11 protein-coding genes are annotated in these 13,784 nt (G+C 62.6%); 3 read left to right on the forward strand and 8 right to left on the reverse strand.

Annotation, left to right across the window (positions count from 1 at the left end; translation table 11 throughout):
• The first annotated feature begins 12 nt into the window (after window positions 1-12).
• The 3 genes from fabB (at window position 13) to MESCI2_RS0129290 (ending at window position 3,810) form a co-directional block, all read left to right on the forward strand.
• Complete coding sequence (fabB, locus tag MESCI2_RS0129280) at window positions 13-1,233, forward strand: beta-ketoacyl-ACP synthase I (protein ID WP_027039567.1); 1,221 nt, start codon at window positions 13-15, stop codon at window positions 1,231-1,233.
• Between the two features lie 13 nt (window positions 1,234-1,246).
• Window positions 1,247-2,059, forward strand: coding sequence for an enoyl-ACP reductase FabI (gene fabI, locus MESCI2_RS0129285; protein ID WP_027039568.1), 813 nt, complete (start codon window positions 1,247-1,249; stop codon window positions 2,057-2,059).
• Between the two features lie 206 nt (window positions 2,060-2,265).
• Complete coding sequence (locus MESCI2_RS0129290; protein WP_027039569.1) at window positions 2,266-3,810, forward strand: putative bifunctional diguanylate cyclase/phosphodiesterase; 1,545 nt, start codon at window positions 2,266-2,268, stop codon at window positions 3,808-3,810.
• A 15-nt stretch (window positions 3,811-3,825) separates the two neighbouring features.
• Here the strand turns inward: MESCI2_RS0129290 and MESCI2_RS0129295 are convergent, their stop codons facing one another.
• The 8 genes from MESCI2_RS0129295 to MESCI2_RS0129330 form a co-directional block, all read right to left on the reverse strand.
• The gene (locus MESCI2_RS0129295; RefSeq protein WP_027039570.1) at window positions 3,826-4,845 is read right to left on the reverse strand and encodes a class I SAM-dependent methyltransferase; all 1,020 of its coding nucleotides are present in this window, start codon (window positions 4,843-4,845) and stop codon (window positions 3,826-3,828) included.
• Window positions 4,846-4,951: 106 nt separating this feature from the next.
• Window positions 4,952-7,099 carry a polyribonucleotide nucleotidyltransferase gene (pnp, locus tag MESCI2_RS0129300; RefSeq protein ID WP_027039571.1) on the reverse strand — a complete coding sequence of 716 codons (2,148 nt, stop codon included), beginning with the start codon at window positions 7,097-7,099 and terminating at the stop codon, window positions 4,952-4,954.
• A 278-nt stretch (window positions 7,100-7,377) separates the two neighbouring features.
• Window positions 7,378-7,689 (reverse strand): 30S ribosomal protein S15, encoded by a 312-nt coding sequence (rpsO, locus tag MESCI2_RS0129305; protein ID WP_269470859.1) that lies wholly within the window; start codon window positions 7,687-7,689, stop codon window positions 7,378-7,380.
• Between the two features lie 140 nt (window positions 7,690-7,829).
• Window positions 7,830-8,924, reverse strand: coding sequence for a magnesium/cobalt transporter CorA (gene corA, locus MESCI2_RS0129310; protein WP_027039572.1), 1,095 nt, complete (start codon window positions 8,922-8,924; stop codon window positions 7,830-7,832).
• Between the two features lie 44 nt (window positions 8,925-8,968).
• Entirely contained in the window at window positions 8,969-9,964 is a 996-nt protein-coding gene (gene truB, locus MESCI2_RS0129315) for a tRNA pseudouridine(55) synthase TruB (protein ID WP_027039573.1), read from the reverse strand.
• The gene (gene rbfA, locus MESCI2_RS0129320; RefSeq protein WP_013527893.1) at window positions 9,964-10,404 is read right to left on the reverse strand and encodes a 30S ribosome-binding factor RbfA; all 441 of its coding nucleotides are present in this window, start codon (window positions 10,402-10,404) and stop codon (window positions 9,964-9,966) included. Before rbfA ends, truB begins: the two co-directional genes overlap by 1 nt.
• A gap of 126 nt (window positions 10,405-10,530) precedes the next feature.
• Window positions 10,531-13,107: a translation initiation factor IF-2 gene (infB, locus tag MESCI2_RS0129325; protein ID WP_027039574.1), complete on the reverse strand. Its 2,577-nt coding sequence runs from the start codon at window positions 13,105-13,107 to the stop codon at window positions 10,531-10,533.
• On the reverse strand, window positions 13,104-13,754 hold the full coding sequence (locus MESCI2_RS0129330) for an RNA-binding protein (RefSeq protein ID WP_027039575.1): 651 nt from the start codon (window positions 13,752-13,754) through the stop codon (window positions 13,104-13,106). The genes infB and MESCI2_RS0129330 overlap by 4 nt, the downstream gene beginning before the upstream one ends.
• Window positions 13,755-13,784: the final 30 nt, after the last annotated feature.

Raw genomic sequence — 13,784 nt, forward strand, 5'->3', positions numbered from 1 at the left:
AAGGAGTTGCGAATGAGACGTGTCGTAGTCACAGGCATCGGCATTGTGTCGTCGATCGGCAACAATGCCAACGAGGTGCAGACCTCTCTGCATGACGCCAGATCCGGCATCAGCTTCTCCGATTCCTTCGCCGAACACGGCTTCCGTTGCCAGGTATGGGGAGCGCCGACGCTCGATCCATCGGCGATGATCGATCGCCGTGCGATGCGCTTCCTGAGCCAGGGTGCTGCCTGGAACCATGTCGCCATGGACCAGGCGATCGCGGATGCGGGCCTCGGCGAGAGCGACATCACCAATGGGCGCACCGGTATCGTCATGGGATCGGGCGGACCATCCACCCGTACCATCGTCGAGGCGGCCGAAACGACGCTGAAGAACGGCAGTCCCAAGCGCATCGGTCCGTTCGCGGTGCCGAAGGCAATGTCGTCGACCGCATCGGCGACGCTTGCCACATGGTTCAAGATCCACGGCGTCAACTACTCGATCTCGTCGGCCTGTTCGACCTCGGCGCATTGCATCGGCAATGGCTATGAATTGATCCAGTGGGGCAAGCAGGACATCGTCTTCGCCGGCGGCCACGAGGATCTCGACTGGACGATGTCGGACCTGTTCGACGCGATGGGCGCCATGTCGTCGAAATTCAACGACAAGGCATCGACCGCCTCCCGTGCCTATGACGCCAATCGCGACGGCTTCGTCATTGCCGGCGGCGCCGGCGTGCTGGTGCTGGAAGAGCTTGAGCATGCCAAGGCGCGCGGCGCCAAGATCTATGCCGAGATCGTCGGCTATGGCGCGACGTCGGATGGCTACGACATGGTTGCTCCTTCAGGCGAAGGCGCGGTCCGCTGCATGCGCCAGGCGCTGGCCACGGTTTCCACGCCGGTCGACTACATCAACACGCATGGCACCTCGACGCCGGTGGGAGATTCCAAGGAAATGGGCGCGATCCGCGAGGTGTTCGGCCCAGAGATGCCGTACATCACCTCGACGAAGTCGCTGACCGGCCATTCGCTGGGCGCGGCCGGCGTGCAGGAATCCATCTATTCGATCCTGATGATGCAGGGCGGTTTCATCGGCGAAAGCGCCCATATCGAGACCCTCGACCCCGAATTCGAGGGCATGCCGATCGTGCGAAAGCGCATTGATGACGCCAGGATCGACACTGTCCTGTCCAATTCGTTCGGCTTCGGCGGCACCAACGCCACGCTCGTTTTCCAGCGCTATTCCGCATAAGGATTTGCCGGCCATGGACGGATTGATGAAGGGCAAGCGCGGGCTTGTCATGGGTGTCGCCAACGATCATTCGATCGCCTGGGGCATCGCCCGGAAATTATCCGAACATGGGGCGGAACTCGCCTTCACCTATCAGGGCGATGCGTTCGGGCGCCGGGTCAAGCCGCTGGCCGACAAGCTCGGCGCCTCGCTGGTCGTGCCGTGCGACGTCGAGGACAGCGCCTCGGTCGCCGCCACGTTCGAGACCCTGGGCAAAGAATGGGGCGGGCTGGATTTCATCGTCCACGCCATCGGCTTTTCCGACAAGAACGAGTTGAAAGGGCTCTACGCCGACACCAGCCGGGACAATTTCGTCCGCACCATGGTGATCTCCTGCTACTCCTTCACCGAGGTCGCCCGCCATGCAGCCACCTTGATGAAAGACGGCGGATCGATGATCACGCTGACCTATGCGGGGTCGGTCCGCGTCATGCCGAACTACAATGTCATGGGCGTCGCCAAGGCCGGACTGGAGGCCAGTGTACGCTACCTCGCCAACGATTACGGTCCGCGCGGCATCAGGGTGAACGGCATATCGGCTGGACCCGTGCGCACGCTCGCCGGCGCCGGTATTTCAGATGCGCGCCACATGTTCTCCTACCAGCAGCGAAACTCGCCACTGCGCCGCACGGTGACCATCGACGAGGTCGGCGGCTCGGCACTTTATCTGTTGTCGGATCTGTCTTCCGGGGTTACCGGAGAAATCCACTATGTCGATTCCGGCTATCACATCGTTTCCATGCCGACGCTCGACGAATTGAAGCAAACCGACGGCGGACGAGATTAACGCCTGTCGCCCAAAGGTGCGCGGCGGTTTTGAAATGGCGACATTTGAAGACACGAAGCTTAAAGCGCGCCAACTGAATCCGTTTCAGCGCCAGGCGCATTGATCCCCTCAAGAAATACTTTCGGTCCAATAAAATTGGATTCATTCGCGGAAACTCATTTTAAGGAGATATCCGCTAGAAAGCCCCGTACTCAGGGGAACTTTCAATGCTCGCCGTCAGCAACCCGAAGCGAACACCGGTGTTCCGACTGCTCACCATAGCGAGTTCGGGTCTCGGCAGTTTCGTCCTCGGGCTCTGGGGCCTGAAGCTCGGTCTCGGCGATGGTTTTGCCGGCATCTCAGCGGACATGATGGTCTCTGTGATGGCCGCTCTTTGCGCACTGGCGGCGTCGGTCGCCGCGATGTCCTTCTTCGCCGGCGTCGATGAATCGGCGGATTTCGTCTTCACAGAAACCCATTTCGACAAGCTGACCGGTCTGGTGGCACGCCCGGCGATGGTCGGCAAGATTGCCGAGGCGGCATGCGCGACCAGCCGGACCGGCGAGCCGATGTTCCTGATCGATATCGACATAGACCGGTTCAAGCAGATCAACGACGCCATCGGCTACAGCCAGGGCGACGAGCTGATCCGCGCCTTCACCAAGCGCTTGAAGACGTGCGTGCCGCCGCGCGCGCTGATCGGACGTATCGGCGCCGGTGAATTCGCGATCCTGCTCCCTGACAACCAGGTTTCAGGGTCCTTGGAAAGCACCATAGAGAGGCTCATCGACGAGATGATGGAGCCCTATGATCTCGGCAAGCACCTGCAATCGGTCAGCCTGTCGGTCGGCATCGTGGCGATGCCAAAGGACGGCGTCGATCCCGTCCTCATCCTGCGCCGCTCCAATCTGGCGCTGCAGAACGCGCGCGCCAGCGGCGTCGGCAACTGGTCGGTCTTCCATGCCGAAATGGGCAGGGTCGCCGACCATCGCCAATGGATCGAATCCGAACTGCACATAGCCTTCGAACGTGGTGACTTCGACCTTCATTACCAGCCGCAGCTCGATCTCCCGACCGGCCGCATCGTCGGGTATGAAGCGCTTATCCGCTGGCGGCATCCGGAACGCGGCATGATCCCGCCTATGGAGTTCATTCCGATCGCCGAGGAAACCGGCATGATCGGCCCGATCGGCGAATGGGTGCTGCGCAAAGCCTGCAGCGACGCCCGGCATCTGCCCGACGATTGCTTCGTCGCCGTCAACATCTCGCCCGTGCAGTTCATGACCAAGGACTTCGTCGGCATCGTGCGCGACGCCATGACGAGCACCGGCATCAAGCCGTCGCGGCTGGAGCTGGAAGTGACCGAGACGGCGATGATGCAGGACCGCGACCGCGCCGCCGCCATCCTGAAGGAGCTCGCGGATATGGGCATCTCGGTCGCCGTCGACGATTTCGGCACCGGCTATTCCAATTTGAGCTACCTGATCGATTTCTCGTTCGGCAAGCTGAAGATCGACCGGTCCTTCGTCAGCCGCCTCGACACCGATTCCAGCTCGGGTGCGGTCGTCTCGACCATCGTCGGGCTGTCGCGCGCGCTCGGCGTCAGCATCATTGCCGAAGGCGTCGAGACCGAAAGCCAGGCGACGCTGCTCAGGGCAGCCGGCTGCGAGGTGGTGCAAGGCTATCTTTACGGCAGGCCGGCCCCCCTCAAGATCAGGGTCGGCGACGTGCATGTCACCGATGAGGTCCGGCGCGTCGCCAATCTGCATTGAACGCGGTGCATTGTATCAACGACGAGCGGAAAGCACCTTGAACATGCCATCGCGGGCGAGTTCGGCATGGCTCGAAAAAGCGGCCGCCAGGATCGGCTCATAGGGAAGCTGGCGGTTGGCGACCATGAACAGCCGCCCACCTGGTTTCAAGGCCTTGGCCGCCGCGCGGATCATGCCGGCGCCGATCTCCGGCTCGGCCGCCCGGCTGCGGTGAAAGGGCGGGTTCATGGCGATCGCGTCGTAGCGCTTCTCGACCGGTTCCTTCAGCAGATCGATCCAGAAGAAATTCCTGGCGATCGACTGGCCGACCCCTGCCAGATGGAGCTTTGCGGCTTCGAGCGAGGCGAAATCGGCCTCATAGAGGTCGAGCGCTGAAATGCCCGGTGAGCGGACGGCGATCTCGGCAGCCAGATACCCCCAGCCGGCGCAGAAATCGGCAATGTTGCCACGCAGATCATTGGGCAGGTTCTCGACCAGCAATTTCGAGCCGGTATCGATCCGGTCGAAGGAAAACATGCCGGGCGCGGTGCGGAACCGGTTTTCAACCAGCAGAGCGGGATTGGCGGCGCGCAGTTCTTCCGCGGCGGCGAGGTCCGCGGGACGGCGTAACCAGAAGGCGATGCCGTGATATTTTGGCAGATGGCCCTCCAGCGGCACAAGTTCGTCAACGCGCTTGCGCAGGCTGGCAATGCCATCGTCCTTGCCGCCGCCAACGACGACCAAGCCGCCCGGCGCCACCCGCTCAAGCGCCTGCGCGAGGCGCACTTCGTTCAGGCCGCGATGCCGGCCGGCAAGCACAAGTGCCATATCGAAGCCATCGCCTTCCACTTGCGCGGTGACCACGAAGCCAGACGCCTGCAGCGCGCTAAAATGCGGCCGGAAGCCCTGCACGAGGTGAAGCGTCGCCTCAAAGCCTTCAGGCAGGCGAAAACCCGGCTCAGCGCCGAGAAACAGCGCGCGCATGCCCTTTCCCGGCAAAGCAACAGCCTCGGCCTCGAAGGGATGGAAAAGCGTCTTCAACGGCTCGGCGGACATTGTTCGATCTCGACTTGTCTGGGCGATTTGAAAGTGAAAACCGGGGCTGAAATGAAAACGGGCGCGACATAAGCCGCGCCCGCTTCAATTCATGAACTCAAGACGTTCAGGCGGCGTTTTCTTCGCCTTCGCTCTTCTTGTCGCGGGCGAGTTCCTTGCCGGTGGCCTGGTCGACGACCTTCATCGACAGGCGGACCTTGCCGCGCTCGTCGAAGCCCATCAGCTTGACCCAGACCTTGTCTCCTTCCTTGACCACGTCCGAGGTCTTGGCGACCCGGTCGTTGGCAAGCTGCGAGATGTGGACGAGGCCGTCACGCGGACCGAAGAAGTTGACGAAAGCACCGAAGTCGGCGGTCTTGACGACCGTGCCTTCGTATATCTCGCCGACTTCCGGCTCGGCGACGATGGTGTGGATCCACTTCTTCGCCGCCTCGATCTCCTTGGCGTTGGACGAAGCGATCTTGACCGTGCCGTCGTCCTCGATGTTGATCTTGGCGCCGGTCTTTTCGACGATCTCGCGGATCACCTTGCCGCCCGAGCCGATCACGTCACGGATCTTGTCGGTCGGGATGTGCATCACTTCGATGCGCGGTGCGAACTCACCCAGTTCCGAACGCGCGCCGGTCAGAGCATGCGCCATCTCGCCGAGGATGTGCTGGCGGCCATCCTTGGCCTGGTCCAGCGCGATCTTCATGATCTCCTCGGTGATGCCTTCGATCTTGATATCCATCTGCAGCGAGGTGATGCCGTTGGCGGTGCCGGCAACCTTGAAGTCCATGTCGCCGAGGTGATCTTCGTCACCCAGGATGTCGGAGAGAACGGCGAAGCGCTCGCCTTCCTTGATCAGGCCCATGGCGATACCGGCGACCGGCTTTGCCAGCGGCACGCCGGCATCCATCAGCGCCAGCGAGGTGCCGCAGACGGTGGCCATCGATGACGAGCCGTTGGACTCGGTGATCTCCGAGACGACGCGCAGCGTATAGGGGAACTGGTCGGCACTCGGCAGCATCGGGCGAATGGCGCGCCAGGCGAGCTTGCCATGGCCGATTTCGCGGCGACCCGGCGAACCCATGCGGCCGGTCTCGCCGACGGAGTAGGGAGGGAAGTTGTAGTGAAGGAGGAACTTCTCCTTGTACATGCCGGTCAGCGAATCGACATACTGCTCGTCCTCGCCGGTGCCGAGCGTGGCAACGACCAGCGCCTGGGTCTCGCCGCGGGTGAACAGCGCCGAACCGTGGGTGCGCGGCAGGACGCCGACTTCGGAGACGATCTTGCGGACCGTCTTCAGGTCACGGCCATCGATGCGCGAGCCGGTGTCGAGGATGTTCCAGCGCACGACCTTGGCCTGGAGTTCCTTGAATACGGAACCGATCTGCTCGGAAGTGTACTTGGCATCTTCGCCTTCTGCCGGGGCAAACGCTGCCTTGACCTTCGCCTTGACGGCGTCGACGGCGGCGTAACGCTTCTGCTTGTCGACGTTCTTGTAGGCATTGCTGAGTTCGTCACCGACGATCTTCAGCATCTCGGCTTCAAGCGCGGAATAATCCGGCGCGGTGAAGTCGCGCGGCTCCTTGGCGGCGACTTCGGCCAGCTTGATGATGGCGTCGATGACCGGCTGGAAGCCCTTGTGGCCGAACATGACGGCGCCGAGCATCAGCTCTTCGCCCAATTCCTTGGCTTCGGACTCGACCATCAGCACGGCGTCGGTGGTGCCGGCGACGATCAGGTCGAGCTTGGATTCCTGCATCTCGTCGACATGCGGGTTGAGCACGTATTCGCCGTTGATGTAGCCGACGCGGGCGCCGCCGATCGGGCCCATGAAGGGCACGCCGGAGAGCGTCAAAGCGGCCGAGGTGGCGACGATCGACAGGATGTCGGGATCGTTCTCGAGATCATGCTGGACGACGGTGACGACGATCTGCGTGTCGTTCTTGTAGCCAGCGGCGAAGAGCGGGCGGATCGGGCGGTCGATGAGGCGGGAAACCAGCGTTTCCTTCTCGCTCGGACGGCCTTCACGCTTGAAATAGCCACCCGGGATCTTGCCGGCGGCGTAGGTCTTTTCCTGGTAGTTGACGGTCAGCGGAAAGAAATCGAGGCCGGGCTTCGGCTCCTTCATCGAAACGACGGTGGCGAGGACCTTGGTCTCGCCGTAGGTGGCGAGCACCGCGCCATCAGCCTGGCGCGCTATCTTGCCGGTTTCGAGGATGAGCGGACGACCGCCCCATTCGATTTCCACTTTGTGGTGATTGAACATCTCTTGTCCTTAATATGAGGAAAGGGCCGCGCCGTTTCACGGTGCGCGGAGATGCCCTTTCCCTGGCTTCCTTTCTCGGGCAGCCACGGGCAAGACAACGGGAAGCTCGGGTGATTTCGGCGCGGTGCGCGCGCGAGCGTCCTGCAATCCTGCCCCATGACCGTCCATGGGCGGTTTCGAGTGCCCTCTGCACGATCGAAACCGGGTCTGGCCAGTCGATGCGACTGGCAGAATGCGCGACCGGCGGGCTCTCCTTCGAAAGCCCGCCGGTCAATTCGTCAACGACGCAGACCGAGCTTCTCGATCAGCGTCTGGTAGCGCGCGTCGTCCTTGCGCTTGAGATAATCAAGCAGGCTGCGGCGCTGGGAGACGAGAGCAAGCAGACCACGGCGGGAATGGTTATCCTTCTTGTGGTCCTTGAAATGGTCGGTCAGGTTCTTGATGCGCTCGGAAAGGATGGCCACCTGGACTTCCGGAGACCCGGTATCGCCCTTGGCGGTTGCGAATTCACCCATCAATTCCTGTTTGCGCTCGGCAGTAATCGACATCGTGTTTTTCCTTATCTGTTTGAGGAAACGGGTCGCCCTCAGCCGGGATGTCGTCCAGCAGGGGCCGGTGCAAGCAAAGCGTCATAGCGCTATGCTGCGGCGCATATAGTGCAATTCCCCGGAAAACACCAGCCCAATTCACAAGCCGGCTTTTCAGGCCGAAATGGCGTGATTTATCCTTGTCAGAGCCATTTCTTCCATTTGAAGAAGGCGATCAGCCCGAACGCGACAAGCGCCATGAACAGCAGCGACAAGGGATAGCCATAATAGGCCTTCAGTTCCGGCATGTTCCAGGGCGAAGACTCCGGATCGAAATTCATGCCCCAGATGCCGACCAGGAAGGTGAGCGGCATGAAGATGACCGAGACGATGGTGAGATAGCTGATGACGTCGTTGGTGCGCGCCTGGCTCAGCGACAGGTGCATCTCGATCAGGCCGGTCAGCATGTCGCGCTGGGTCTCGACCAGCTCGATCAGCCTGAGCGCATGGTCGAGCGTGTCGTTGAGGAAGATCTTGGTCTCGGCCTTCACATAGGGCACATCGTTGCGGATCAGCGTCGCCAGCGCATCGCGCATTGGCCAGAGCACGCCTTTCAGCACGTTGGCGTCGCGCCGCAATTCATGCAGCTGCCGCATCTGATGCTTGTGCGGCGAATGCAGCATCTCGTCCTCGATGCTGTCGACAGTATCGCCGGCGGCCTCGATCGGCGGAAAGTAGCTGTCGACGATGGCATCGATCAGCGCATAGGCGAGGTAATCGGCGCCGCGGGCGCGCAGCCGGTTAGGCGCCGAACTTTCGATGCGCTTGCGCACCGGATCGAATGGATCGCCTTCCCGCTCCTGGAAGGTGACGACGAAGTTGTTGCCGAAGAAGACGGCGATCTGCTCATAGCGATGCGAGGTGACGTCGTCGATCATCCTGACGACGACGAAAGCGTGATCCTCGAAGAAGTCGACCTTCGGCCGCTGGCCGGTGTTGACGACGTCTTCCAGCGCCAGCGGATGCAGGCTGAAAATGCGACCGATCTCCTCGATCAGCGGGATGTTGGCGAGGCCGGTGCAGTCGAGCCAGAGGACCGGCCATTTGTCGCAATGGGTGTTGAGGTCGTCGATGCTGGCATTTTCGATGGTCTTGAATTTTTCGGGCGAGATCAGCGTCAGCCTGAGTTCGCTGCGCCGCGCCGAGGGGTCGGCGATCAGCGTGCCCGGCGACGCACCGACTGGCGGCCGCCGCGTCTTCACCGGCGCACGCGTCTTCACGGTCTCAGTCTTTGCCATATGCCCCTCGTGCGAGTCCCCGCCTTGACATTAGACGACAGGAGTCACCCGGCAAAGACCCGCTTGGGCTTGAACATGCCTTGCTCGATGGCACCGATGGCGACCAGCTTGCCGCGCGCCGTGGCGCAGGCTTCTTCGGCTTCCACCGGCGCGTCGCGGCCGCGGATGATGACTGGGTTGCCAAGACGGATCTTGGTTGCCGCGTCATCGCTGATCGCGATCTGCGGCAGGCAATCGAGGGCAGCCGATGTATCGACCAGAAGCGCATCGATGGCGTCGAAGTCAATTGGCACTTCCACCGCGTCAGCGGCTTCTGTCGCGTCGGCGATATCAGTCGCGTCGGCGCTGTCTTCCTCCAGCACGCCGAAACGGGCGGCTTCCAGTTCGGCGATGGTGACGAAGTCCTCCGAGGTGAACGGTTCGACCTCGACCCGGCGCAATTCGCTGATATGGCCGAAACAGCCCATGTCGCGGCCCATGTCGCGGGCCAGCGAGCGCACATAGGTGCCCTTGCCGCATTCGACCTCGAAAACAGTATGGTCGGCGCTGTGTTCGACAATGTCCAGACGGCCGATCTCGATCTCGCGCGCGGGTATGTCGACCGTCGCGCCGTCGCGGGCCAGATCATAGGCGCGCTCGCCCGCGATCTTGATGGCCGAGAATTGCGGCGGCGTCTGCATGATGACGCCGGTGTATTTCGGCAGCAGGGCGAGCACTTGGGCTTCCGACGGACGCAGGTCGGATTCCTTCGTCACCGGACCTTCGAGGTCATCGGTGGAGCGCTCCTGCCCCCAGGCAACGGTGAAGCGATAGATCTTGGCGCCGTCCTGCACGTAAGGCACGGTCTTGGTGGCCTCGCCAAGCGCGATCGGCAGCATGCCGGACGCCAGCGGGTCGAGCGTGCCGGCATGGCCGGCCTTTTCGGCCTGGAACAGCCATTTGATCTTGGAGACGGCTTCGGTCGAGCCCATGCCGACCGGCTTGTCCAGGATCAGCCAGCCCGAGATCGGCCGGCCCTTCTTCTTGCCGCGACGCGCCACTATTCGGTGTCCTTGTTGTCGTCTTTGTCCTGGTCCGCGTTTTCCTGGTCCTCAGGACCCAGATCGCGCGCCACTTCCGGCGATTTCAAGAGGTCGTTGATCCTGGCAAAATTGTCGAAGGAGGTGTCGAGCTTGAAGCGGAACTCCGGCATGAATTTCATCTGCCGCAGCGCGCCGGAGACACGGCCACGGACGAATTTCGCATGCTTGTTCAGCGCCTCGACCACCGCATCGGTATCCTTGGCGCCGAGCGGCGAGACGAAAGCGGTAGCGACCTTCAAATCGGGCGACATGCGCACTTCCGAGACCGACACCACGGTGTTCTCGATCAGCGGATCGATGATCTCGCCGCGCTGCAGGGTTTCGGACAGCGCATGGCGCACCTGTTCGGCGACGCGCAGCATGCGCTGGGATGGGCTGGATGCGGTTGGACGGGGCATTTTTCTCAATCCTGAAAGCGTGAGGCGCGGGATGGGACCGTGCCGCATGTCTCATATGGGCATTCTCAATAGACTTGGGGGCAGCGGCCTTTCGGCCACCGCCCGCTATGGACAAGTCACTCGAACTCAGAGTGTCCGGGTCACCATCTCGACGCGGAAGCACTCGATGACGTCACCGACGCGCATGTCCTCGTAGTTCTGGAAGGCCATGCCGCATTCCTGGCCGCCGGGGACTTCCGAAACTTCGTCCTTGAAGCGCTTCAGGGTCTTCAGCGTGCCTTCGTGGATGACGACGTTGTCGCGGATCAGGCGCACGCCCGCACCACGCTCGACCTTGCCTTCGGTGACACGGCAGCCGGCGATCTTGCCGACCTTGGTGATGTCGAAGATTTCGAGGATCTGCGCATTGCCGATGAAGGTCTCGCGCCGCTCCGGCGACAGCAGGCCCGACAGAGCCGCCTTCACGTCATCCACGAGGTTGTAGATGATCGAGTAATAGCGGATCTCGATGCCAGCCGCCGCTGCGGCGGCACGCGCCTGGACATTGGCGCGGACATTGAAGCCGATGATCGCGGCACCCGAAGTCTCCGCCAGCGACACATCGCTTTCGGTGATGGCGCCGGCGCCGGCATGGACGATGCGCGCACGCACCTCGTCGGTGCCGAGCTTGTCCAGCGCGGCGTTGATCGCCTCGATCGAGCCCTGCACGTCGCCCTTGATGACCAGCGGAAATTCCTTCAGCCCGCTTGTCTGCAATTGCGACATCATCTGCTCGAGCGAACCGCGCTGGCCGGCATGCTTGGCAACCGCCTTCTCGCGCGCCAGGCGCTGGCGGTATTCGGTGATCTCGCGGGCACGGGCCTCGTTGTTGACCACGGCGAAGCGATCGCCGGCCTGCGGGGTGCCCTGCAGGCCAAGCACTTCCACCGGCATCGCCGGCGGCGCTTCCTTGATCTGCACGCCACGATCGTTGACCAGCGCACGCACCCGGCCCCATTCATTGCCGGCAACGAGGATGTCGCCCGGCATCAGCGTGCCGGTCTGCACCAGCACGGTGGCGACGGGGCCACGGCCCTTGTCGAGCTGGGCTTCGATGACGACGCCTTCGGCGGTACGGTCCGGATTGGCCTTCAGGTCGAGAATTTCGGCCTGCAGCAGGATCGCCTCGAGCAGTTTGTCGAGATTGGTGCCCTTGGTCGCCGACACTTCGACGTCCAGAACTTCACCGCCCATGGATTCGACGAAGACCTCGTGGCGCAGCAGTTCGGAGCGCACTTTCTGCGGATCGGCATCATGCTTGTCGATCTTGTTGATCGCCACGATGATCGGAACGCCGGCCGCCTTGGCATGGCTGATCGATTCGATCGTCTGCGGCATGACGCTGTCATCAGCCGCAACCACCAGGATGGCAATGTCGGTCGCCTGGGCGCCACGAGCACGCATCGCCGTGAAGGCGGCGTGGCCGGGCGTGTCGATGAAGGTGATCTTGTGACCATTCTTCTCGACCTGATAGGCGCCGATGTGCTGGGTGATGCCGCCGGCTTCGCCGGAGACGACATTGGCGTTGCGGATCGCGTCGAGCAGCGAGGTCTTGCCGTGGTCGACGTGACCCATGATCGTCACGACCGGCGGACGCGAAACCAGGTCCTCGGCATTGTCGGCGATGTTGAACAGGCCTTCCTCGATGTCGGACTCGGCGACGCGGCGGACCGTGTGGCCGAATTCGGTGGCAACCAGCTCGGCCGTGTCGGCGTCGATGACGTCGCCCGGCTTCAGGATCTGGCCCTGCTTCATGAAGAACTTGACCAGGTCGACCGCGCGCTCGGACATGCGTTGCGCCAGTTCCTGGATCGTAATGGTCTCTGGCAGGATCACTTCGCGCATGACTTTCTCGCGCGGCTCATTATGCATCGCGCGCTTGAATTTTTCCTGGCGACGACGCATCGACGACAGCGAACGGGCTCGCGCATCTTCGTCGGACAATGCCGAATTCAGCGTCAGCTTGCCACGGCGGCGATCTTCCTCGCTCTTGGTCGGCTTGGCCGGACGCGCCACTTCAGGCGTGACCGGACGGCGCACCGGCACACCGGCACCAGCCCGTTTCGGCTTGGCCACTTCCTCGTCATCGACTGTTGCCAGTTCGGCAGCCAATGGCGCGCGACGGCGGGCCTCTTCCTCGGCCCGACGGCGGGATTCGGCTTCGGTCTGCAACCGCGCCTCTTCCTCGGCCTGGCGGCGCGCGGATTCATCGCGTTCGCGCTTGCGGCGCTCTTCGTCCTCGGCGCGGCGCTTGGCATCCTCTGCGGCGCGCTGGCGGTCCTCGACCTCGCGAACCTTCGAGCCCTCGAGCGCCCTGCGGCGTGCTTCCATTTCACTGCGCGAAAGTTCGTTCAGCACCATGCCGCTGCGCTCGACCGGGGCCGGTGGCGGCGGGGGTGGCGGCGCCTTCGGTGCTTCCGGCACGACGACGGGCGCGGCCACGACCGCCGGCTTCGGTGTGAAGACGGGGGCGGCAACGGGCTCCGGCTTGTCGCCGGGCATCGAGAACTTGCGCTTCTTGGTTTCGACGACGACCTGCTTGGTGCGGCCGTGCGAGAAGTTCTGGCGCACAGTGCCCTGTTCCATACCGGGGCGCTTCAGCGTCAAGGTCTTCTTCGGCGTCACACTCAGCGTATTGTCGTCACCCGATTTCGTATCGCTCATTCCATATCCTCTGCGGCATCATCTTCGTCAGCAACAGCCGCAAGCATTGCCAGATCGTCCGGGGAACCGCCCCGATACCGGTCGAGCGCAACCATGCGCTTCTGGACCGCCCTGCCCGCGTCTCCCGCGAGAACGGCAGCATGTATCACATTTGTACCCCCCAATGCCAAGCTCAACTCGGCCTCGGAGAAAAGTTTGTAGGCAAGGATGGCGGGCCCGCCGAGATGGACTGTCGCCCGTCGCGCCTGGCTGATCTTGCGCACGCCGTCGTCGGACGCCTCGGTCGCGTGAAGCACGAAAAGCGCCAATCCGCCGCGGACGGCACTTTCGACCTTGGTAGCACCAAGCGAAATTGCGCCTGCCTTGCGGGCAAGACCGAGCATGCCCAGAGCATATCTGGAAAGCAGCCCGTCGACCATGTCGCCAAGATCGGGCGGCACGACCACCTGTGCCTTGAAGGCGCGGGCAAAGAGGTTCTTCGCCGCAGCCTTGTCGATATGTAGGCGGTCGGCGCTCACCCAGCAACCGCGGCCGGGCAGATTTCTCTTGATGTCGGGAACGACGGCCGAATCCGGGCCGACGACGAACCGGATCAGATCATCCGGTTCGGCTTGTTTGCGCGTAACGATGCAGGTGCGATCGTTCATCTCGTCCAGGGGCGGGTTCGGTGCGATGCG

Origin of the sequence: Mesorhizobium ciceri WSM4083 (assembly GCF_000519305.1) — a bacterium.
Lineage (GTDB): Bacteria > Pseudomonadota > Alphaproteobacteria > Rhizobiales > Rhizobiaceae > Mesorhizobium > Mesorhizobium ciceri_B.